This window comes from Mucilaginibacter gotjawali (genome assembly GCF_002355435.1).
Lineage (GTDB): Bacteria > Bacteroidota > Bacteroidia > Sphingobacteriales > Sphingobacteriaceae > Mucilaginibacter > Mucilaginibacter gotjawali.
This window is the reverse complement of record NZ_AP017313.1, coordinates 3,497,087-3,519,340: the sequence shown is the minus strand read 5'-3', so window position 1 is coordinate 3,519,340 and position 22,254 is coordinate 3,497,087. Positions and strand designations below refer to the sequence as shown.

General features: G+C 42.1%; 23 protein-coding genes. 13 read left to right on the top strand and 10 right to left on the bottom strand.

The genetic code is table 11. The annotated features are described in order from the left end of the window. The 3 genes from MgSA37_RS15540 to pyrE all read right to left on the bottom strand — a co-directional run bounded on the left by MgSA37_RS15540 (nucleotide 1) and on the right by pyrE (nucleotide 3,068). Nucleotides 1–1,629, bottom strand: coding sequence for an ABC-F family ATP-binding cassette domain-containing protein (locus MgSA37_RS15540; RefSeq protein ID WP_096353173.1), 1,629 nt, complete (start codon nucleotides 1,627–1,629; stop codon nucleotides 1–3). Between the two features lie 334 nt (nucleotides 1,630–1,963). After that, entirely contained in the window at nucleotides 1,964–2,359 is a 396-nt protein-coding gene (locus tag MgSA37_RS15535; protein WP_096353171.1) for an SRPBCC family protein, read from the bottom strand. Between the two features lie 67 nt (nucleotides 2,360–2,426). After that, nucleotides 2,427–3,068, bottom strand: a complete 642-nt coding sequence (pyrE, locus tag MgSA37_RS15530; RefSeq protein WP_096353170.1) for an orotate phosphoribosyltransferase — start codon at nucleotides 3,066–3,068, stop codon at nucleotides 2,427–2,429. Here pyrE and MgSA37_RS15525 point away from each other — a divergent pair. After that, nucleotides 3,067–3,687: an NUDIX hydrolase gene (locus MgSA37_RS15525; RefSeq protein WP_096353168.1), complete on the top strand. Its 621-nt coding sequence runs from the start codon at nucleotides 3,067–3,069 to the stop codon at nucleotides 3,685–3,687. The genes pyrE and MgSA37_RS15525 overlap by 2 nt on opposite strands. A gap of 35 nt (nucleotides 3,688–3,722) precedes the next feature. Here MgSA37_RS15525 and coaD read toward each other — a convergent pair whose 3' ends face one another. Continuing rightward, complete coding sequence (gene coaD / locus MgSA37_RS15520; protein ID WP_096353167.1) at nucleotides 3,723–4,184, bottom strand: pantetheine-phosphate adenylyltransferase; 462 nt, start codon at nucleotides 4,182–4,184, stop codon at nucleotides 3,723–3,725. 164 nt (nucleotides 4,185–4,348) lie between these two features. Here coaD and MgSA37_RS15515 point away from each other — a divergent pair, with 164 nt between their 5' ends. From MgSA37_RS15515 to MgSA37_RS15500, 4 genes are read left to right on the top strand one after another with little or no spacing between them, the layout of a single operon-like run. Further along, nucleotides 4,349–5,245 carry a decaprenyl-phosphate phosphoribosyltransferase gene (locus tag MgSA37_RS15515; protein ID WP_096353165.1) on the top strand — a complete coding sequence of 299 codons (897 nt, stop codon included), beginning with the start codon at nucleotides 4,349–4,351 and terminating at the stop codon, nucleotides 5,243–5,245. Then, on the top strand, nucleotides 5,242–6,579 hold the full coding sequence (locus tag MgSA37_RS15510; RefSeq protein WP_096353164.1) for an FAD-binding oxidoreductase: 1,338 nt from the start codon (nucleotides 5,242–5,244) through the stop codon (nucleotides 6,577–6,579). Before MgSA37_RS15515 ends, MgSA37_RS15510 begins: the two co-directional genes overlap by 4 nt. Nucleotides 6,580–6,586: 7 nt before the next feature. After that, entirely contained in the window at nucleotides 6,587–7,318 is a 732-nt protein-coding gene (locus MgSA37_RS15505; protein WP_096353161.1) for an SDR family oxidoreductase, read from the top strand. Beyond that, nucleotides 7,315–7,908, top strand: coding sequence for an HAD family hydrolase (locus tag MgSA37_RS15500; RefSeq protein ID WP_096353160.1), 594 nt, complete (start codon nucleotides 7,315–7,317; stop codon nucleotides 7,906–7,908). The genes MgSA37_RS15505 and MgSA37_RS15500 overlap by 4 nt, the downstream gene beginning before the upstream one ends. A gap of 63 nt (nucleotides 7,909–7,971) precedes the next feature. Here MgSA37_RS15500 and MgSA37_RS15495 read toward each other — a convergent pair whose 3' ends face one another. Together MgSA37_RS15495 and nudK are read right to left on the bottom strand one after the other, a co-directional pair. Continuing rightward, nucleotides 7,972–9,633, bottom strand: coding sequence for a glycosyltransferase family protein (locus tag MgSA37_RS15495; protein ID WP_096353158.1), 1,662 nt, complete (start codon nucleotides 9,631–9,633; stop codon nucleotides 7,972–7,974). Between the two features lie 118 nt (nucleotides 9,634–9,751). After that, a complete protein-coding gene (nudK, locus tag MgSA37_RS15490; RefSeq protein ID WP_096353157.1) occupies nucleotides 9,752–10,330 on the bottom strand; it encodes a GDP-mannose pyrophosphatase NudK in 579 nt (192 codons plus the stop codon). A gap of 58 nt (nucleotides 10,331–10,388) precedes the next feature. Here nudK and MgSA37_RS15485 point away from each other — a divergent pair, with 58 nt between their 5' ends. Beyond that, nucleotides 10,389–11,141, top strand: coding sequence for a DeoR/GlpR family DNA-binding transcription regulator (locus tag MgSA37_RS15485; RefSeq protein ID WP_096357525.1), 753 nt, complete (start codon nucleotides 10,389–10,391; stop codon nucleotides 11,139–11,141). 363 nt (nucleotides 11,142–11,504) lie between these two features. Here MgSA37_RS15485 and rsmD read toward each other — a convergent pair whose 3' ends face one another. From rsmD to MgSA37_RS15470, 3 genes are all read right to left on the bottom strand, one after another. Then, nucleotides 11,505–12,041, bottom strand: a complete 537-nt coding sequence (rsmD, locus tag MgSA37_RS15480) for a 16S rRNA (guanine(966)-N(2))-methyltransferase RsmD (protein WP_096353155.1) — start codon at nucleotides 12,039–12,041, stop codon at nucleotides 11,505–11,507. Further along, nucleotides 12,017–12,829 carry a DUF3822 family protein gene (locus MgSA37_RS15475; RefSeq protein WP_096353154.1) on the bottom strand — a complete coding sequence of 271 codons (813 nt, stop codon included), beginning with the start codon at nucleotides 12,827–12,829 and terminating at the stop codon, nucleotides 12,017–12,019. The genes rsmD and MgSA37_RS15475 overlap by 25 nt, the downstream gene beginning before the upstream one ends. 548 nt (nucleotides 12,830–13,377) lie before the next feature. After that, entirely contained in the window at nucleotides 13,378–14,610 is a 1,233-nt protein-coding gene (locus MgSA37_RS15470) for an acyltransferase family protein (protein ID WP_096353152.1), read from the bottom strand. Between the two features lie 193 nt (nucleotides 14,611–14,803). Here MgSA37_RS15470 and MgSA37_RS15465 point away from each other — a divergent pair, with 193 nt between their 5' ends. Both MgSA37_RS15465 and MgSA37_RS15460 read left to right on the top strand, forming a co-directional pair. Beyond that, entirely contained in the window at nucleotides 14,804–16,219 is a 1,416-nt protein-coding gene (locus MgSA37_RS15465; RefSeq protein ID WP_096353151.1) for an ATP-dependent DNA helicase, read from the top strand. 95 nt (nucleotides 16,220–16,314) lie between these two features. Continuing rightward, nucleotides 16,315–16,659, top strand: a complete 345-nt coding sequence (locus MgSA37_RS15460) for a phosphoribosylpyrophosphate synthetase (protein ID WP_096353149.1) — start codon at nucleotides 16,315–16,317, stop codon at nucleotides 16,657–16,659. A gap of 130 nt (nucleotides 16,660–16,789) precedes the next feature. Here the strand turns inward: MgSA37_RS15460 and MgSA37_RS15455 are convergent, their stop codons facing one another. Then, complete coding sequence (locus MgSA37_RS15455) at nucleotides 16,790–17,341, bottom strand: hypothetical protein (RefSeq protein ID WP_096353148.1); 552 nt, start codon at nucleotides 17,339–17,341, stop codon at nucleotides 16,790–16,792. A 185-nt stretch (nucleotides 17,342–17,526) separates the two neighbouring features. Here MgSA37_RS15455 and MgSA37_RS15450 point away from each other — a divergent pair, with 185 nt between their 5' ends. The 5 genes from MgSA37_RS15450 (at nucleotide 17,527) to guaB (ending at nucleotide 22,247) form a co-directional block, all read left to right on the top strand. Then, on the top strand, nucleotides 17,527–18,771 hold the full coding sequence (locus tag MgSA37_RS15450; RefSeq protein ID WP_096353146.1) for a M16 family metallopeptidase: 1,245 nt from the start codon (nucleotides 17,527–17,529) through the stop codon (nucleotides 18,769–18,771). A 97-nt stretch (nucleotides 18,772–18,868) separates the two neighbouring features. Beyond that, nucleotides 18,869–20,149 (top strand): M16 family metallopeptidase, encoded by a 1,281-nt coding sequence (locus MgSA37_RS15445; RefSeq protein WP_096353145.1) that lies wholly within the window; start codon nucleotides 18,869–18,871, stop codon nucleotides 20,147–20,149. A 42-nt stretch (nucleotides 20,150–20,191) separates the two neighbouring features. Then, nucleotides 20,192–20,389, top strand: coding sequence for a DUF2683 family protein (locus MgSA37_RS15440; protein WP_096353143.1), 198 nt, complete (start codon nucleotides 20,192–20,194; stop codon nucleotides 20,387–20,389). Further along, complete coding sequence (locus MgSA37_RS15435; RefSeq protein WP_096353142.1) at nucleotides 20,380–20,649, top strand: Txe/YoeB family addiction module toxin; 270 nt, start codon at nucleotides 20,380–20,382, stop codon at nucleotides 20,647–20,649. The genes MgSA37_RS15440 and MgSA37_RS15435 overlap by 10 nt, the downstream gene beginning before the upstream one ends. 128 nt (nucleotides 20,650–20,777) lie before the next feature. Next, nucleotides 20,778–22,247, top strand: coding sequence for an IMP dehydrogenase (gene guaB / locus MgSA37_RS15430; protein ID WP_096353140.1), 1,470 nt, complete (start codon nucleotides 20,778–20,780; stop codon nucleotides 22,245–22,247). Nucleotides 22,248–22,254 lie beyond the last annotated feature (7 nt).

Sequence of the window (22,254 nt, the reverse complement as noted above, 5' to 3'; positions counted from 1 at the left end):
CTACGCGATAGCGTACAATTCTTCCCGCTGCTTCTGCACTGCTTCGCTGTTGATATACTCGTCGTAAGTCATCAGCTTATCTATGGTGCCGCCAGGGGTAAGTTCAATAATGCGGTTGGCTACAGTTTCTACCAGTTCATGGTCACGCGAGGTGAACAGGATGGTGCCACGGAAGTCCTTCATGCCATTATTCAGGGCGGTGATAGATTCCAGGTCGAGGTGATTGGTAGGTTCGTCAAACATCAGCAAATTGGCCGACTGCAGCATCATTCGGCTAAACATGCAGCGCATTTTCTCGCCGCCTGACAGTACATTGCTTTTCTTTAATACCTCTTCGCCGCTAAACAGCATCCGGCCTAAAAAGCCCCGGATAAACTGGTCGTCTTTATCGCCGGTTGAATATTCGCGCAGCCAGTCGATCAGGTTATCATCTTTTCCTTTAAAATATTCGGCGTTATCAATAGGGATGTCGGCATAATTAATGGTTACACCCCATTTAAATTCGCCTTTATAATCCTTATCGCGGCCGGTTAAAATATTGTAGAAAGCGGTAGTTGCCAAACTGTTTTGCGACAGGACAGCAATTTTGTCTCCTTTGTTTACCATCAGGCGCACATTATCAAATAAAAGCTCCCCGTTCAAAGTCTTCTTGAGGTTCTCTACCTGCAGCACCTGGTCGCCGGCTTCGCGGCCCTGGTTATTGAAGATGATGCCCGGGTATTTACGGTTAGATGGCTGGATCTCATCAATATTGATCTTATCCAATGCCTTTTTACGGCTGGTGGCCTGTTTTGATTTGGAAGCATTGGCGCTGAAACGGCGGATAAACTCCTGCAGTTCCTTCACCCGGTCTTCGGTCTTTTTATTCTGATCCGAACGTTGTTTCAAAGCCAGCTGGCTCGATTCGTACCAGAAAGTATAGTTACCGGTGTAGATGGTCATTTTTGCAAAATCAATATCTACCACATGGGTACAAACCGTATCCAGGAAGTGCCTGTCGTGCGACACTACCAGGACTATTGCTTCATAAGAAGCTAAAAAATCTTCCAGCCAGCCTACGGTATGGATGTCAAGGTCATTGGTAGGCTCATCCAGCAGCAAAATGTCAGGTTTGCCAAAAAGGGCCTGCGCTAATAAAACGCGTACTTTTTGCGTATTATCAAGGTCTTTTACCAATTGGTAATGAAATTCTTCTTTAATGCCCAAATTGCTCAATAGGGTAGCAGCATTGCTTTCAGCATTCCAGCCGTCCATCTCGGCAAACTGGTGTTCCAGTTCCCCGGCACGTTCGCCGTCAGCATCGCTAAAATCTTCTTTCAGGTAAATGGCATCCTTTTCTTTCATGATGGCATACATCTCTTTATGCCCCATCATTACGGTTTCAATTACCGTAAAATCGTCAAATGCATAGTGGTCCTGGCTCAATACCGCCATCCGTTCGCCGGGGGTAAAGCTATATGACCCGCTTGAAGGGTCAATATCGCCCGAAAGGATCTTCAGGAACGTTGATTTGCCGGCGCCGTTGGCGCCTATGATGCCATAACAATTGCCATTGGTAAATTTAAGGTTTACATCTTCGAAGAGCGTACGTTTACCATAACGTAAAGATAAATTGGATACCGTGATCATGCTGTGTGCTGTACTTTTTTCGGCAAAAATACGTTAAATACTCATCAATTAACGATTTAACTTTCAATTAACCGGCATTTGGCATCATTTTGGTGTAACATTATCCACATGCAGTAATCTTAACTGTTAATATGTTAATAAATTAACTTAACACTATAGTAACTTGAATAAGCAATTTTACGTTAAAGCAGGGAATGAGAATTTAACCAATTATTAATAATTATGGCACTATTAATTGCATTGCTAATTATGGTGAACGTATTAGTTTTAGTTAGACAATTAGAGAGAAGGAAGGAATATTAATTCCGAATAATTGCTTAAGAGAAGAGTACGTTTAACTTAATATCGAACCTAAAGTTTGGGTTTGATGATCTGTCAGTTTTTGTAATGGACCCGAAGCCACCATTTTGAGCATCATGTTCAGGTCGGCTGAAATCGAAAATACAACATCTGTGTAATTCTTAACTGGAAACAGCTCCCATTTTAATTCCAAATCAAATGGCGGTTTTTCAGCAGGGATAATTTTTATCTCTTTATCAGGTACCCGGCTTACTGCTTTAAGGCTGAGTTTAGCCATGTTTTGCACATTAAAACCCGCAGTATCCTTTGTTGAAACCCAATCCGTAATATTTTCGGGCATGAGTTGCTGATGATTATTCAAATCAGCTAAAAAACTATAAACTTCGTGTATGGGCCGGTTAATAGTTACACGGCTTTCAAAAACTTTCATTTATTGGAGATAGTAAATTGATAATTAAATGTTTTGTGGTTTGATTCAGGCTGCTACTGCAAACTACCTACTTTCCCCACTCAGAGGGATTCTCGCGCCAGTTTTTTAACACCTGGATGTCGTTTTCGGATATATACTGATGCTCAGCGGCATATTTAATTAATGCATTGTAGTTTGACAAGGTGAAAAATGGACAATTTGCCTGTTTGAAATTATCTGTGGCAATATCAAACCCGTATGTAAATATAGCCGCAAGGCCCGCAACATCATACCCTGCGCTGCGTAAAGCTTCAACTGCCTGCAGGCTGCTTTTACCGGTTGATATCAAATCTTCAATTACAACAACACGTTTGCCTGTTAATATTTCGCCTTCAATAAGGCTGCCTGTGCCATGATCTTTGGGTTTTGAGCGCACATAGATAAAAGGTAAGCCTAATTCCTGTGCCACTAAAGCGCCCTGTGGAATACCGGCAGTTGCTACACCTGCAATACAGCCAACGGCGCCAAAAACCTCCTGGATCTGGCGGGTTAATTGCTGCCTGATGTAAGTGCGTATAGTAGGGTGCGACAGGGTTATGCGATTATCACAATAAATGGGCGACTTCCAACCTGAAGCCCATGTAAAAGGATTATTGGGTTGTAATTTAATTGCTTTAATTTGCAGCAGAAATTCAGCAACCTGGTTTTCAATCTCGGATTTATCAAACATGGCCCAAAAATACAGAATTTATATTAACGAAAAGGTGATCCTGGTAACAGAATCTAAACCTAAAAAAAAGAAAGGTTATGAATTGCTTGATGATGAGGCATTTGATTTAAAAATAATTTATACCTGGATTTCGGCGCGAAAAAATAATTTATTCTGCGTGGTTTGCAAGGATGCAAAGGCATTTTTAAAGCAGGTGAAGAAAAGTGTGATGCTGATTGAAGCTGCAGGCGGCCTGGTAAAAAATGAAATGGGGGAATACCTTTTTATTTATCGTAACGGAAAATGGGACCTCCCTAAAGGGAAAATTGAAAAAGACGAAAAGGTTAAAGACGCTGCTGTACGCGAAGTTGAGGAAGAATGCGGCGTAAAAGTTAGCGGGCTTGGCAAAAAAATATGTAAAACTTACCATGTTTATTTAAACAGGGGCGTATTGGTGTTAAAAAAAACCCACTGGTTTGATATGGAGTGCGCCGGAAAGTTTTTGCTTAAGCCACAAATAGAAGAAGGTATAACCGACGTGCGCTGGTTTAAAAAGGAGCATGTTGAACCTATCATTGCCAATACCTTTCCGTCAATAATGGATGTTTTGGTGGAGGACGGGATAGTGAAGGAAGATTGACGCAGAGACGCAAAATATTGCGTCTCTACCCGATATTAAAGATACTCCAGTGCTTCTTTCGGGATAAACTGGCTTACATCGCCATTGTAACGCATTATTTCGCGAACGATGCTTGAACTTATGGACGAATAACCCGGCTTGCTAACAATAAAAATGCTTTCAATTTCAGGTTCCAGCGAGTGGTTCATTTGCGCAATGGCTTTTTCATATTCAAAGTCGGATACGGTACGGATGCCGCGGATCATATAAGCGGCGCCAATGCTTTTGCAAAAGGCGACCGTTAAGCCTTCATAGGCTACGATATGGATCCTGGGGTCGTTTTGAAAAACTGCCCTTAACATTTGCTCTCTCGTTTCAATGCTAAGCAGCCCTTTTTTTGTACTGTTAACACCAATACCGATATAAACCTTATCAAAAAGGCTTACAGATCTTTTTACAATATCAACATGGGCCTTGGTAACCGGATCGAATGAGCCTGGAAAAAGCGCTATCTTCATTAGCTGGGGTTAAGTATATGGACACAAATTTATAAATCATTATTTAAATATCCTGTAAATAACGATCAGGGTCACAAAATACCTGTTTATAATAAATTAACTGCTCAAAACGGCGGTAATCGTAACCTTATGTTATAGGTATCGTATTAGCCTTAGTTAAACGGATGAAATATTATATAAAGCTATTGCGCCCCAAAGATTGGGCAAAAAACATGTTCCTGTTTATCCCATCATTTTTTGCTGGGCACTTTTTTTTGCTTCAGAAAATTGAAATATTGTTGGCGGGTTTTTTTGCCTTTTGCTGTATGGCCAGCAGTATATACATTATTAACGATTACCGGGATATTGAAAATGACCGGAAACACCCTGTTAAATCAAAACGCCCCCTGGCTTCGGGGAAAGTATCCGCCAGGGCCGCCATAGTTATCAGCGGTTTGCTTGTGTTACTGGGTGTTTTTTTAGCATGGCTGGCAAATCCCGATGGTTGGTTCCTGGTTATTTTAGGGGCATATTATATAGTTAACCTGGCTTACTGCTTCGGGCTTAAAAACATAGCCATACTGGATATGATGATCATCGCATTAGGTTTTGTATTACGGGTAAAAGGGGGGGCTGTTATTGCAAATGTAGAAACTTCCTCATGGCTCATTATCATGACTTTTCTGTTAGCGCTGTTTATGGCTATTGGCAAACGCAGGGACGATGTGTTGTTGCAGGACAGTTCGGGTGCGTCGATGCGTAAATCCCTGAGCGGTTATAACCTTAGTTTTTTGGATACCATGCTGGGGCTTTTCAGTGCTATAATTATTGTCGCTTATATTAATTATACCGTTGCCCCCGATTCTATTTTGCGCCTGGGCACTTACAGGTTATATTATACCAGTATATTTGTAATAGCCGGGATAATGCGCTACCTGCAGGTGGTTTTTGTAAAGAAAGATTCCGGATCGCCAACAGATATTCTTTATAAAGACCGTTTTATACAAATAACTATTGTTTTATGGATTGCCTGTTTTTTTACCATTTTATATCTGCCACACACCCCAATTTTTAATAAATGAAAAAGAATATAGGAAATTGGGGTAATTACCCGGTTATTGAGAGCAACGAAGAAAGCTTTGTTTTTAATGAACAGCTGGATGTCTTGATCAAGGAAGAACAGCCATTTATTCCAAGAGGAAACGGGCGCTGTTATGGTGATGCCTCTTTGGGGGAACGAACTATTTCGACACTTAAATATGATAAGATCCTTTCCTTTGATACCCAAGAGGGTATTTTTGAATGCCAGAGCGGTATAACCCTCGATCAGGTGCTTACTGTTATTGTTCCTGCCGGATGGTTTTTGCCGGTAACCCCCGGCACTAAATTTATAACTATGGGTGGGGCGCTGGGTAGCGACGTACACGGGAAAAACCATCACGTAGATGGTTCGATATCCAACCATGTAACCGATTTCGATCTCCTTCTTGCTTCAGGCGAAATGGTTACCTGTTCTCCTGAAAATTATCCTGATCTTTTTGAGGCTACGTTTGGCGGTATGGGCCTTACCGGGGTGATAACCAGGGTTAAATTTAAATTGAAGAAAATCGAAACTTCCCTGATCCGCCAAAAACAAATAAAGGCGGCGAACCTGCAGGAACTGATAGCGCTTTTTGATGAATACAAAGATTATACCTACTCTGTTGCCTGGATAGATTGCCTTAAAAAGGGGAAACACTTTGGGCGCAGTATTTTAATGCTGGGCGAACATGCTACACTGGCGGAGATCCCGGAAAATGACAGAAAAGATCCATTAAAGCTTCCCAAAAACAAGCAGATCGTTTTCCCCTTTAATCTGCCGTCCTGGTTTTTAAATTCCTTTACCGTTAAGGCTTTTAATTTTTTATATTACAGCAAGAACTTTAAAAAGGAGATTAATAACGTAGTGTCATACGAACCCTTCTTTTACCCGTTGGATGCTGTTTTGCATTGGAACCGGATGTATGGCACAAGCGGGTTTGTACAATACCAGTTTGTTTTGCCTTTAACTGCTAAAGAAGGTTTGATAGAGATATTGCACCGGATCTCGGATGAGGGCCTTGGCTCGTTCCTGGCGGTATTAAAGGTTTTCGGGAAACAGGAAAGCATGATATCATTTCCGAAGGAAGGTTATACACTGGCGCTGGATTTTCCGGTACGGAAGGGTTTATTAAGCTTTTTGGACGAACTGGACGAATTGGTTTTAAAATACCATGGTCGGCTGTATATGTCAAAAGATGCCCGGATGAAACCCGGAATGCTGGTTGCCGGTTACCCGGAATTAGAAAAATTTAAAAAAATCATCAAAAAATATAACCCTGACGGAAAGATCAGGTCTGCGCAGTCTGATCGTTTATTATTAACTGCCGGTAACTAAAAATAACATGGAAACTGTTTTGATCCTGGGCGCTACTTCTGACATCGGCATCGCGATAGCAAAAAAATTCGCTGCCGAAAAATATAATATACAACTGGCCGCCAGGAGACCTGCTCAATTGGAAGCTGTACAGTCTGACATAAAGATCAGGTTTGGCGTAGATTGCACCATACACGCTTTCGACGCGCTGCAATACCATACGCATTCACTGTTCTTTGAAAATTTAAACCCCAAACCCGATATTACTATTTCTATATTTGGTATTATGGATGAGGAAGATGTTGCATTTGAGAACTGGAACCTTACCCAGCGGATGATCGACACCAACTATACCGGGGCTGTATCCGTATTGAATATTGCAGCTAAATTTTATATAAAGCGGAAAAACGGAACTATCATCGGTGTCAGTTCAGTAGCAGGCGACCGTGGCAGGGCAAGTAAAATGATCTACGGTAGCTCAAAAGCGGCTTTTAACGCCTATTTATCTGCCTTGCGTAATAGATGTTATGATGATAATGTGCATGTGATGACGGTTAAGCCAGGTTTTGTTTATACGCGGATGACTGAAAATATGAAGCTCCCGGCACTGCTCACTTCAACACCAAACCAGGTTGCTGAGAGCGTTTTTAAGAGTTTTGAAAAAAGGAAAAATGTGGTTTACATCAAATGGTTCTGGCGGTATATTATGCTCATTATCAAAAATATCCCCGAATTTCAATTTAAAAAGATGAAACTGTGAGGAAGATTGCGTTTTTTGATTTTGATGGTACTATAACTACCAGGGATACCCTTTTTGAAGTCATAAAGCATCATAAAGGCAAAACAAAATTTTATACCGGGCTTTTGCTTAATCTGCCTTATTTAATCGGATTTAAAATAAAACTAATCACCAACCAATATGCTAAAGAAAAAATTCTTGAATATTTTTTTAAAGGGATGGAGTTTTCCAAATTCCAGAAAATCTGCGATGATTTTGCAACCGGTAGCTTACCGTCCGTTGTCCGCCCGGGAGCAGCTGCTGAGATCCAGAAATTAAAGTATTCGGGCTTCGAGGTGGTGATAGTGTCCGCCTCTGCTGAGAATTGGATAAAAGCCTGGGCTGATGAAATTGGGGTTCAATTAATTGGAAGCCAGCTCGAGATCGTCGACAATAAGATCACCGGAAAATTAAAGGGCGCCAATTGTAACGGAGGTGAAAAAGTTGCCAGGATCAGTTTAGTATTCGATGTTGCTCAATACGATGTAATTTATGCCTTTGGTGATACCAAAGGTGATATACCGATGCTGGCACTGGCTGGGAAATCTTTCTATAAGCCGTTCAGGCAGTAAAAACTGTTGAGAAACCAGGATGCTGGTAGAGACGCGATGCATCGCGTCTACGACGGTCCAATTTTAATATTTCTTATTTGTCGCAAACGATAAAATAGCGTAAGAACTATTTTTGTAGATCACCTTACTGGTGGCAAAAACAGGTTGTTTATATCTTACAAAATCGCTGTCAGCCAATAGCACATTACTTACATTATACTTCGTAAATAATTTCGGATCTGTTGCGGGTTTTGCTGAAGTTAAGCGGACAAGCATCGTATCCCTGTCGTTTTCCCGCTCTTCGTAACTTACATAAGGGTTTGAGAAAAAGGTTTCTATGGAGACCATTTTTATCGCCGTAGGCATTACCGGAAAAAGCGAAAGGCCGTGTTCGCAAAGTAAAACGTGATCAAGCGGGATGTTTTTCGATATAAAATCATACACTGCTATTTTGTCTGATTGTTTTGCTTTCTCAACTGCCTGTGCCCTCAATTCCGTAAAATCATACCTGGCGGAATAAACCGGATAATACACCAAAGCGTAAAGCAACACGCACACGACGACCAGGGTGTCTGACAGCTTCAGTTTTGGATTCCCTTCTTTCAATCCTTTTAAACGCCCCACTAACCAGGTTAACAGGAAAATAAAGCCAAATCCAAAAAAGATGGATTGCAGCGCCTTCAGGTAAAAGAAATAGTGGAACGCCGGGATAGTATCAGGCAAAGTAATATGCAGCATGTGATCAAGCGTAGGCACGGCTGATTCATAAATATACATCCCTAAACAGATAAAAAACCAGTGCCATACCATCTTTTTGAGTAGTGGCTGGTTAAATTTCTTATAAAACCAAACCATTCCGGTAACAGAAATAATAAGGGAAAAGGTGACATTTTGTTTAAGCAGGTCTAATGTATACCGGCGGGCAAAAATCCCCGGCGCGCACTCCAAAATTTGGTGGTTAATGAAGTGCAAATGGTATTTGCCGTATACGTAGTACAGGAACGGGAACGCAAAAATGATAAATGGCACTACGGCATATAATCCCTGCAGAAAATACCTTCCCACAGCGGAATAGTCTTTTGTCCAGAATGATTCCACTACTTTCCTGCCCTGGATACATATCATGATCAGGATAATAATGAAAACGGGGGCGGAGTGCCCCAAAAAAGTAATGCCCAAAGATGCCCCGAATATAATAAACCAAAAAAGTTGCTGCGTAGTAAATGCCCTATAAGCGAAATAGAGCGTGATGTAAAAGGTGAATTGGGAAAACGTATCAGAAAGAAGCCATGGTGAATAGGTTGCGCCTCCCCAGCAGGGTAAATTCCCATTCACTAAAAAGAAAAAGCAGAGCAGTGCAGGCAGGGCAACTTTGTAGTCGAATAGTTTCACCACCATAAAGAAAAATGCAATAGGGCTTATGATATTTATAAAAGCCCCGGCTCGTGCCACCACAATATTTATAGGAAGCCCGGTGACTTTTACCACCAGGGTCTCCAGCAAAAAAAGCATGGGGTTATACCACATGTATTGCCCGGTCATATTGGGGTCCTGGCCATAATGGCCGTCAAGGGTGCTCCGGATGTAAGCAATATCGCGGTCGAAATCAGGCTCATTGGCCCAATGCAGATCGTGAATGGTTTTATAACATTGGATAAAAGCAGCGATCAGCATTAAAAAGAAAGCAATAAGGTACTTTTTGTTTTCTTTAAGCTTCAAGGAAGCAGGGGTATTAGAAGTGATCAATTGCGGTTGTTTAATTACACAAAAATATATAATTAAATATATATCCTGCTGACGAGTAGTGTAATTTTGTTGTTAATTCCCAAAAAAATTAAAGTAATAGCTTATCAAATACAGAGTGTTAAAGTATTAATTTATTTATTTTCATATATTGTAAAAGCATAATTGTTTTTCCATCCCTGATCTCCCCGGTGCTAATCATTTCATAAGCTTTAGCAAAGGGCAGTTCAAGCACTTCAATGTTTTCATCCTCATCGTGGGCGCCTCCGCCATCACTTACTTTCATCTCTTTATCATATTCAGCAACAAAAAAATACAGGATCTCGGTAACTGAACCCGGCGACATATAGGCTTCAAATACTTTTTTTACGTCGGTTATTTGATAACCTGTTTCTTCTTCAGTTTCCCGCCTGATGCAATCTTCGGGATTGTCTCTATCCAGTAATCCCGCGCAACATTCAATCAGCATCCCGCTTTTGTTGCCATTGATATAGGTTGGCAGCCTGAATTGCCGGGTAAGGATAACTGATTGATATTGTTTATTGTAAAGCAGGATGGTAGCGCCATTGCCCCGGTCATAAGCCTCGCGGTTTTGCAGCTGGGTGCTGCCATCCTTTAAGGTGGCTTCAAACGTTACTTTTTTTAAAGTGTACCAGTTATCCGAAAGGATCTCGGTATTTAATATTTCAATTTTTTGCATTTATTTTGATCGTATTTGATTGTTATTGATTATTTTTGAACAAAATAAAGGGAATAAAATGAACTTTCCAAAAAGAAAGCAAAAAATACTCGCTCAACTGGATAAAGATGACCAGGTTGATGTAAAGCAACTGGCGGATGAGCTGCAGATTTCGGAGATCACCATCCGCCGCGATTTAAACCACCTGGCGGCCGACGGCTTGCTTTACCGTACCCACGGCGGCGCCACAAAGGTAAACCCGTTTGAAAAGCCACATGATTTTGCGAATAAAGCAGCCCGGAATGCGGCCGCAAAAGATGAAATATGCCGCGTTGCCGCCAGTCAGATAAACGATGGCGATGTCATTTTTATGGATTGTGGCAGCACCGTTTTCAGGTTATGCCAGTTCATCAAAAATAAAAAGATCAAAGTGATCACCAATTCGCTGCCGGTGATCTGCGAATTGCAAAATTGTGCGGTATCCCTGAATATTATTGGCGGCGAATTTGATAAAGACAGGCAGGCGGTGCATGGCAGCATGGCTATTGAACATATCTCAAAATACCGGGCTTCAAAAGCGTTTTTAGGGGTTGATGGCATCTCCGAAAACGGACTTTTTGCCGGCAGCGAGAACGAGGCAAGCATCACTACAGCCTTTGCAAATAGCTGTGCTTATACTTATTTGTTGTGCGATGCCAGTAAAATTGGCAGGGAATCATATTTAAGGTTTGCTGATGTGAGCCTTGTAAATGCGTTAATTACAAATGCGGATAAAGATAAACTTGTGGGGATAGAGAAACGTGGTGTGTTTATGCTTAGCACGAAAAAGTGAATTTCGGTGAGGTTTGCGTTATTTTTTTTAAGCCCTCGTACGCCTCCCCTAAAATGCAAAGCATTCATGAACCCCAATGAAAAAATCAACCTCGTGAATAAGAGGCTGTACCAAAAGTCTATAAACTGAAAAGCAAAACGAAATAAAATTTGGATTTACTGTTCTTAGTGCATTCTTAGTGCATTCTTTGTGCCCTTAGTGGTTTTTTACCACAATGGGCACTAAGAGGATACACTATGGTCACGAAGATCTATCGTTTCAAAATATAATTTGGTTACCTTTTACATGAAGAGACTTTTGAGACAGCCTCATTCAACTTCGCTTTTTTTAGCCCTCTCCTTTGGAGAGGGTTGGGTGAGGCCATTAAACCGCCTTAAAAAACGAAAACGATGAATGCCCATACCGGCGCTGCTCCACAAAAGCAGGATGATTGCTCAAATTTTGCATGGACTGGTGCTCAACGATCAATAAGCCATCCGGCAATAACATGTTTTTTTCAAAAATCACCTTCGGTATTTCGGGAATCCGGTTAAGGTCGTAAGGCGGATCAGCAAATACCAGGTCGAATTGCTCCGTTTCCAGCTGCAGGTATTTAAAAACATCATCTTTATAAGCCTTAATGTTATCGAGGCCATGCTGGCGGGCGGTGTCCTTCAGGTAATGTACGCACTGGATACTCCGGTCAACTGAGGTTACCTGCACCGCCCCGCGGGAAGCAAACTCCATAGAAATATTGCCGGTACCGCTAAACAGGTCGAGTACACGGATGCCTTCAAACTCTATCTGGTTTTGTAAAATATTAAAAAGGGCCTCCTTTGCCAGGTCGGTAGTAGGGCGTACAGGCAGATTTTTTGGAGGATTAAGCCTTAACCCCTTTAATGAGCCTCCGATGATCCGCATAACGATAAAGCGGCAAGTGCCAGTAATTTATGTGAGGGAATTTGGCCGGGCAGTTCCAAAACTTTTATTCCGTTGATCTCCATCTTCGGGAAAAATTCGGCAAGCCGTTTCATTTTCTTATCATCCAGGCTGATATCGCCGCTTAATACCAGCGTGGCTGATTGCGGCTTTAAACGAAGTTCTTCGGCCACTACTGAGGTGAAATAAACCAGGTCATCTTCGTGGCTGAATTCAAATGTATTATAAAACCTGAGACTTCTTCCTGAAAAATTTAGCAGCTGAACCTGGCTTTTACCCACTTCAATATAAATGTTATCACTTGGCGGATTGCTTTTTATAATTGCCTGGATCCAGCCCTGTGCGGTATAAACAGCATTTTGAAAACCGAATTTTTCAACTGCAGCGGCAATATATCCCGGAGTTTTATAAATGATATTGTTTTCAGCGTCAAGTGCCTGGGCGAAAACCTTTTCATTTTCTTTTACATCCAGGAAACGGGCATAGTCAGCTACCAGCGAATCGCTGAAAAGTTTTTTGGGGACTAAGGTTAAACCTGTTGCCGGCAAACCGATGATCACCTTTTTATAGGTGGCCGATAACAGCTCGCTTAATTGTTTGGGATGCGCAAGTTCATCAAGGTCGCAGTTTTGCGCTGATACGAGCAACCTGTTTTGATAAACAACCGCATAGCTGAACGAGGTTGGTTCAACCAGCAAAAGTAAAGTATAACTGTAAGCCTGGTACAGGTTAAAGCTATTATCTGTGTAATTGTTGTTGTTCTCGTCCATGCAGATACGCAAAAGTAACTAAATTTTGTTATTTGCTATCTGTAATATGATTGAATATTAAAAAGTGTTGTTTAGTCGGGAAGTCAGTAAAGTCCGGAAAGCCTGCCTGCCGGTAGGCAGTTCCGAAAGCAACTTCATCTGGCGGATAATATAAGTGATATAGAAGTCAAAAATAAAAGCCGGGTGTTTTAAACACAGAGGGCGCTAAGAAGGCGCAAAGAGCGCAGAGAAAAAGTTAACAAATATTAAAAACTTAGCGATCTCCGCGCCTTCTCTGTTTCTCTATGTTAAAATATGAAAATAAAAGTAACCTGAAAGTGTTAAATGTACCCGGGCCATGGAAATACTTTTTTAAAAGAGGCGGCTCCCCTGGAGCCGTAAAAACAAATCAAATTTTTCTATAAACAGGCCGCTCCTCTGGAGCCTAAACTTCCGTATCTTTCTGACTCCGGAGGAGTCTCCCGTTTATAGAAAAATAAAACTGAAAATAATGGCTCCAGGGGAGCCTCTTCCCTGTTGTTTTATTTAAAAAGAAATTTCCCTGGTAATCAGGCACTTTTAGCGGCTATCAGCGGCGCTTGCAGTGCTGGATTATATGCTTCGGCAGCTACACCAGGTGCTTTAATTGGTTTCCCTTTCTTAACATAACGCAAAACAACCGGCTGAAACCAATTTTCGAGCCCGTAAGCAATTACGGCTATAATGGGTAAACTAACAATGGCGTAAAGCAGCACATTATGGATATATTTTGAGAAAACAAACAGTACAGTATAGTGGCTGATGTATAAAGGGTAGGAGTATTTCCCCGTCATTGAACCTGCCTTATCAATAAATTTCAACACGAAACCCTTTAGTTTGAGTTTTTCAATCATAAAGCCGATAGCCATATAAACATAAGGAAAGGTACTGTAAACGATGGTATTTGTTAACGGCATATAGCGGATAGTAAGCGCAGCAATAACAAACAGCGTATGCGGAATAATGAGGTAGATCATTTTGATCTTTTTTCCTTCGGGGGGTAATTGTAAACAAAATCGAAAAAAAGGTATGGCAAAAATGGAAAAGATAAAATACTTCAGCGGGTCATAAAAGTTTGCTGAAAATTGCATCCTCGAAATGAGCGGAAGTATACCCAATCCGAAAAGTACTGTATATTTTTCCACATAAAAAAGGTTACGGTACTCATAAATATAATAGCCTACCAGCCATACCGATGAAAACGCAAATACAGCAATAATATGGGTAAACGCATCCCTGTCGGTCTTTAAAAAGAATGCAGGGATAGCGATAAGGGCGATAATGAACCAATAAAAAAGTGCCTTTTTCTGGTTGCGGCCAATAGTAAATGAAAACAAAACATAAAAAGCTACCTCAAAAGCAAGTGACCAAACGGGCAGGTTACTCTCGATACTTGGAACAATGTATCCCATATAATCCTTCATCGTACTTACAATTAAAAAATTGCCCAGGATCACTTTAAATGAGGGGAAAACACTGCCCGTAACATAAAGCGCCAGTAAACCGAGTAACATCCCCACAACAAACTGCGGATAGATGCGGATAAACCTGTTTTTGATGAATTCTTTCCTTGTTTTCGGTTTCCTGCTCTCCGATAGGTTAATCACCAGTCCTGATAACATAAAAAACATGATCAAAGCATCAGTGCCCCAAAAAGCGGTAAGGTGGGTAGGATGCCCGGTAGGCGCCAGAAAAGCAAGGTGCCAGCCAACAATAAACAGGCATGACATGCCTCTCAGGAATTCGAGATAGGTTATTTTCATTTGATAAAAAAAGGGTATCCCTCCCTTTTACGGAAAGTTTTTGATTTGGTTATGGGTTGAAATGATTTGTAATATCATTCAATAGCGATCTAAATCGGCGCCCGCTATCCGGCCCGCTGAAGCTTCTTTCGGACTTTACTGACTTTCCCGACTTTCGGACTAAATAATCAACCAATACACTACCTTTACACCCGTGTCAACAGAACATTTTCAAAAAGCATTTCCGCACGAGCCGACGCCGCAGCAATTGGAGTTGTTTGGCAAATTGCATAACTTTTTGATAAGCGATAACGGTGACGAATGTTTTATACTGAAGGGATATGCTGGAACCGGTAAAACCACGGTTTTGGGCGCCCTGGTAAAAGTACTTCGGAATTACAATTTTAAATATGTGCTGCTTGCGCCAACCGGGCGTGCCGCCAAAGTGATCACAGCCTATTCGGGCCGGAAGGCTTTTACCATACATAAAAAAATATACCGCAAAAAATCGGCTGCCAATGTGGATGAAGGGTTTTTATTGGGCGATAACCTGGCGGATAACACGCTTTTTATTGTTGATGAGGCATCAATGATCAGCGATGAGATCGGTATAGGCCACCGGGCTTCTTTGCTTTATGATCTCATTAACTTTGTCTACAACACCAAAAACTGCAAACTAATGCTGGTGGGCGATACGGCGCAGTTGCCGCCGGTAGGTTCTATTGATAGCCCCGCCCTGGATGCGGGGCTAATGAAAGATAAATTCGGACTGGATGTTTATAGCTTTGAGTTAACCGATGTGCTGCGCCAGCAAAAGGATTCGGGGATCTTGTTCAATGCCACAAAGGTTAGGGATATGATCCGCCGGAAAAAAGAAAATATGCCAAAAATCGTTACCAAAGGCTATAAAGATATTTTCAGGATGGGCGGCGATGTACTTGAGGAAGGTCTTAATTATGCTTACAGCAAATACGGATATGATAATTCGCTGGTCATTTGCCGTTCTAACAAAAACGCGAATGCTTATAACCGGCAGATCCGCGGGCGGATCTTGTACCGCGAAGAAGAATTAACAGGCGGCGACCAGGTAATGGTGGTGAAAAATAATTATTTCTGGATGCAGGACCAGGAGGAGGGGAGCACAGGTTTTATAGCCAATGGCGATATCGCCCGAATTAAAAAAGTACGCCGGACGGAAGATCTGTACGGCTTCCGATTTGCTGATGTGCAGATGGAGTTTATTGATTATGCCGAAGACCCTGTCTTTGATTGCAAGATCATGCTGGATACGCTTTATACAGAGGCCCCTGCATTGCCGCAGGAAGACCAGAAAAGGTTTTACCTGGAGGTAATGAAAGATTACGACCATATCCCTAATAAACGCGCAAAATGGAACGAGCTGAAGCAAAACCCGTACTATAATGCCCTACAGATAAAATTTGCCTACGCTATTACCTGCCACAAGGCCCAGGGCGGCCAATGGGATGCCGTTTTTGTTGACCAGGGCTACCTGACTGAAGAAATGGTAAACACCGACTTTTTACGCTGGTTTTACACTGCTTGCACGCGCGCAACCACTGAACTGTTTTTGGTGAATTTTAACAAGGCTTTTTTTGTCGGCGGGGAATAAATTAGCTTCAATTGGCCTTTCTGTATGAAATGGTGCCAAACAAACGGCCCTGTTTTGTGGTTGTATTTTAAATAGATACTTAACAGGAGTTCGCCATGAAAACATATAATAATTTAGTGGAAGCCACTAATGACCTGATGAAAAGAGGATATACTGAAAACCTCAGCCTTGAAGGTGATACAGTTGACGATAAAGATAAAAATATCCAAATGACCTCTGACGATTTTGAGATTGATGAGTTTTATCGTTTCGAAGGGGCAAGCAACCCTGATGACATGTCGATCATATACGCCGTTACTTCACGTAAATATAATTTGAAGGGCATATTGGTGAATGCGTTTGGTACGTATGCCAATACCAGCACCTCGGCAATTGAAGCTAAGCTGCATCATCACCAGGTAAGCCATCATTTGCACAGCGGGGACAGGCCTGTAGAGTAGCCTCACCCGCCCTCTCCATTGGAGAAGGCTTGAACAAGGGCGAAGTTAAAGTCCTTTCGTTTGGAGAGGAATATTCACGAGGTTGATTTTTTTATTGGGGTTCATAAATGCTTTGCATTTTAGGTGAGGCCTACAGCAGAGCAAGCAACTTTCGCCCCCTTGATAGGATAGCGGGAGTACCGTTACGCATTAAAAAATGTATTTGTTCCGCCAGTTCTTCTTTTATCCATGGGTAACGGAAGCGCAAATTAAATAGCGCCTCGCTGGCAAAAACTTTTACAGCGATCTTTACTTTCGGGTCAATCATCCAGTCGAAACATTGCTCAACAGTTGGTTCAAGGTCTATTTGCTGAAGTTTATTTTTGATAACAGGTAAGGCTTTTGGATTGGTAATATGCATCATTATTTTGGCATAGTGGCGCTTGCAGCTTTCGTGCTTTACTTCTTTAATACGGGATACCATGTATTCAAGATCAGGTTCGTAACGCAGCGGGTCTGTCAGAAAAGCGTTTTCTAATATCCCGGCTGCCCTGAAGGCTATATTTTTATCGGGATGAAAAGTAATATCGATAAGATCGCGCAGCGCAAATTGCGGCTCCTTTAATGCCCGGCTTAACGTAAGCACTTTGGTTTTGCCGATGGTGCCTGATATCTGTTTAATAAGTTCAGCGGGGCTAATCATAGTAGTGATTTGGGAATTTGATAATGCACTAATTTGAAAATTAATTCCAGATTTTCTTTCTCGTTTTCAGATTTTCAAATTAACAGATATTCAAATTATTGCCTTCTCATTTTCAAATTTTCAAATCAACACATTTTCAAATTGAAATATTCTACATTTGCTGTCCGTTAATTGAAAGTTTAAACATGGTTAAATTCAACCGATTTACTTTAGACAATGGCCTGCGGGTTATTGTACACGAAGATGATACTACACCGATGGCGGTGCTTAATATATTATATGATGTTGGCGCCCGCGACGAGGATCCCGAACAAACCGGTTTTGCCCATTTATTTGAGCACCTGATGTTTGGCGGATCGGTGAACATCCCCGACTATGATCAGCCCCTGCAACGTGTTGGCGGCGAAAATAATGCCTTTACCAGCAACGATATCACTAACTATTATATCACCCTGCCATCATCCAATATTGAAACAGCTTTTTGGCTGGAGAGCGACAGGATGCTGAGCCTGGCTTTTAGCGAAAAAAGCCTTGAAGTGCAGCGTGCCGTAGTGATTGAAGAGTTTAAACAGCGTTATTTAAACCAGCCTTATGGCGATGTGTGGCTTAAATTAAGGCCTTTGGTTTATAAAAAACATCCCTACCAGTGGGCCACCATTGGTAAAGAGTTGAAACATATTGAAGATGCGAAAATTGAAGATGTAAAAGCATTCTTTAAAAAACACTATAACCCGCAAAACGCAGTAATGGTAGTTGGCGGCGATGTTAAAACCGAAGATGTAAAAAAACTGGCCGAAAAATGGTTCGGGCCGATACCTGCCGGCGAAAAGTACCATCGAAATTTACCACAGGAGCCCGATCAGCACGACGAACGACGCCTCACCGTTACAGGCAAAGTGCCGCTGGATGATGTGTATATTGCTTTCCAGATGGGAGCAAGGTTGGATGAGAGCTATTACGTGGCGGAGTTAATTTCTGATATCCTTTCGCGCGGGAATTCTGCGCGTTTGTATCGTAACCTGGTTAAAGAAAAGCATATCTTTAGCGAAGTGCATGCTTATATGACCGGCAGTATGGATAAAGGGATGTTTGTTTTTGAGGGTAAACCACTTGAAAACATCAGCCTTGAAGCTGCCGAAGCAGCAATTTGGGAGGAGCTTGAAAGGCTGAAAACCGAGCTGGTGCCCGCGGATGAGCTGACCAAAGTGCAAAACAAGATTGAATCAACAATGATCTTTTCGGAAATGGCTTTATTGGATAAAGCGATGAACCTTGCATCGTTTGAGTTAATGGGCGACGCTGATATGCTTAACCATGAAACCGCGAAATATCTCGCAGTTACCCCGGAGCGGATCAAAGATCTGAGCAACCAGCTGTTCAGAAAAGATAATTCTTCAACAATGATTTATTTGGCGGAGAAAGCTGTCTGAATCAGAATTGACAGGATTAATGAATTTTCAGAATTGGATTATCAATTTGAACAAAATATCCTTGATAACACCAATTACTTAATGACTAAATGACCCAATGACGCTACAAAGAAAAACGGCCCCTGAATTTAAGGCCATCGAAAATATACACCTGATCCACCCGGAGCGCAGGGAACTGGCCAATGGCTGTAAAGTTTTTTGTTTTAACTCCGGCGACCAGGAACTGGTGCGCATTGAATGGATTTTTGGCAACCTTCGTTTTAAACCAGAAAGCCCCTTGCTGAATATGGCGGTTAATTCCTTACTTACAGAAGGTACCGATAGCCTCACCTCGGCGCAGATCTCGGATAAGATTGATTTTTATGGCGCTTTTTTACAGGTTGATTACGGTCACGATAACTCGCAGGTAACACTTTATAGCTTAAATAAACATTTACACCACACATTGCCTGTAATAAAGGATATCATTACCAATTCCATCTTCCCTCAAAAAGAATTGGATACCTTCATCCGAAACCAGCGGCAAAAATTGCAGGTGAGTTTGCAAAAGAATGATATAATTGCCAGGCGCATATTTAGTAAAGCGTTGTATGGCAATACTTTGTATGGGCTAAGCGCCGATATTGAAACCTACGACACCCTTAACCGCGAGGATATGCGGGTACATTTCGCTCAAATGTACCAGCCATCAAATTGCACTATGATCGTTGCCGGTAAAATTGAACCGGAAACATTAAACCTCATCAGCGACGCTTTTGATAAAGAATGGCACAACACAGGGCAGGCTGCAGATACAAGCCAACCGGTTATCGTTCCGGCTGCAGAACATTTTTATTTTACGGAGAAGCCTGGCGCATTACAGTCTGCCATCAGGATGGGGGCGCCTGCTGTAAATCGTACACATCCCGATTTTCCACCGCTTCAGGTTTTAAATACTGTCCTTGGGGGGTATTTTGGATCGAGGCTGATGGCCAACATCCGCGAGGATAAAGGTTATACTTATGGTATTGGATCGGGTATGAGTGCATTAAAATATGGTGCATCATTGTTTATCGCGACAGAAGTTGGCGCTGACGTATGCAAAATGGCTGTAAATGAGATAGAAAAAGAACTTAATTTGTTGCAAAACGAGTTAATCCCGGAAACTGAGTTGTCCCTTGTGCGCAATTTTTTAATGGGCGCCCTGCTCGGTAGCCTCGAAAATGTTTTTTCACATGCCGATAAATTTAAAAATATCCATTTTGCAGGGCTCGGGTACGACTATTATGACCGGTATGTAGATGCCATAAAAACAGTTAAAGCAGATCGTTTGCAGGAACTTGCAAAACAATACTTAAATTTTGATCAGTTTTATAAAGTGATTGTGGGGAAATATTAAGATGATTTCGGAATTCAGTGAATTAATATGTAAATTTGAGTTATGGAAACGCTGATTATACAACCCAAAACAAAGGAGCAATTAACAGCATTGAAGGCTTTTATTAAAGCGATGAAGATCGATTTCAGGTCTGAAAAAAGTCCTTATGACCCTGAATTTGTTGAAAAAATTCTTCAGGGAAGAGAAGATATAAAAAACGGCAAAGGTGTTCGGATAGCTACAGAGGACCTATGGAAGTAATTTATACTCCAAGGGCTGTCGAAGAATTAAAGTATTGGAAGAAATCTGGAAATAGGGCGATTCAAGATAAAATACAAAAACTTATAAATGCCATACAAGAAAATCCATTTGAAGGGATTGGGAAGCCTGAACCGTTAAAGTACCAGCTTTCTGGCGCATGGTCAAGGAGGATCACCAACGAGCATCGATTGGTGTATGAGGTTAACGAAAAGAATGAGATCGTCATCCTTACCGTTTTCTCTTTAAAAGGTCATTATTAGAATTCATACCGTTTTTCGTTAGATCATTTAATTGTCTATTTTTCAAATTTATCGTATAATTCCGAAATCGAAATTCCGAATTCCGAAATAAAATATTAGCTTTGCCCGGCAAATAACAATTATTTGCTATGGAGCTCGACCCCTCAAAATTTGTTGCCGAAGGATTAACTTACGACGACGTTCTACTCATCCCTTCCTACTCTGAAGTTTTACCACGCGATGTAGATACCAGCACGTACCTCACCAAAAAGATCAGGTTAAATATTCCGATCATTTCGGCTGCGATGGATACAGTTACCGAATCTTCGCTGGCGATAGCCATAGCGCAGGCGGGAGGTATCGGTATTTTGCATAAGAATATGACCATCCAGGCGCAGGCTGATGAAGTACGCAAGGTAAAACGCTCCGAAAGCGGGATGATCCAGGACCCGGTAACGCTGCACGAAGGCGCCGAAGTTGCGGACGCTGTAAAAATTATGCGCGAATACCGGATAGGGGGTATCCCGATCGTTAACGGTGGCGGCAAATTGATGGGCATCATTACTAACCGCGATCTTCGTTTTCAAAAAGATATGAACCGCCCGGTAGAAGAGGTAATGACCAAAACCAACCTGATCACTGCACCCGAAGGTACCACGCTTTTACAAGCCGAGGAAATTCTTCAGAATTATAAAATTGAAAAACTGCCGGTGGTTGATAAGGATGGCGTTTTACGCGGCCTGATCACCTTTAAGGATATACAAAAATTCAAAAACTTCCCAAGCGCCTGCAAAGATGAATACGGCCGTTTGCGGGTAGGCGCAGCGGTGGGTGTTTCGCCTGAAAATGTGGAGCGGGTTAAAGCCCTTTTTAACGCGGGTGTTGACGTGATAACTGTTGATACCGCGCACGGCCACTCCAAAGGGGTACTGGACATGGTTAGGCTGGTAAAACAACTATACCCTGATCTGCAGGTAATAGCCGGCAACGTAGCAACCGCTGACGGCGCTATTGCATTAGCCGATGCCGGTGCTGATGCGATAAAAGTGGGCATAGGACCGGGTTCTATCTGTACCACACGTATTGTTGCCGGGGTAGGCGTTCCGCAGTTGTTTGCGGTTTATGAATGTGCCAAAGCCATGCAGGGCAGGGGGATCCCAATCATTGCAGACGGCGGCATCAAACAAACAGGCGATATTGTTAAAGCAATTGGCGCGGGTGCAAGCTCCATTATGGCCGGCTCATTATTTGCAGGCGTTGAAGAATCTCCCGGCGAAACTATTTTATACGAGGGCCGCAAATTTAAATCATACCGCGGTATGGGTTCGGTTGAGGCCATGGATAAAGGCTCGAAAGACCGTTATTTCCAGGATGAAACGGATGTGGTGACCAAACTGGTTCCGGAAGGTATCGTTGGCCGAGTACCTTACAAAGGTATGCTTGCGGAAGTGATCTACCAGTACATCGGCGGATTACGGGCCGGAATGCACTATTGCGGTGCTGCAACCATAGAAGGATTACAAAAAGCCAAGTTTGTGAGGATTACAGCAGCCGGTATGCGCGAAAGCCATCCACATGATATTACTATCACTAAGGAAGCACCGAATTATTCGAGGTAGACCGGCG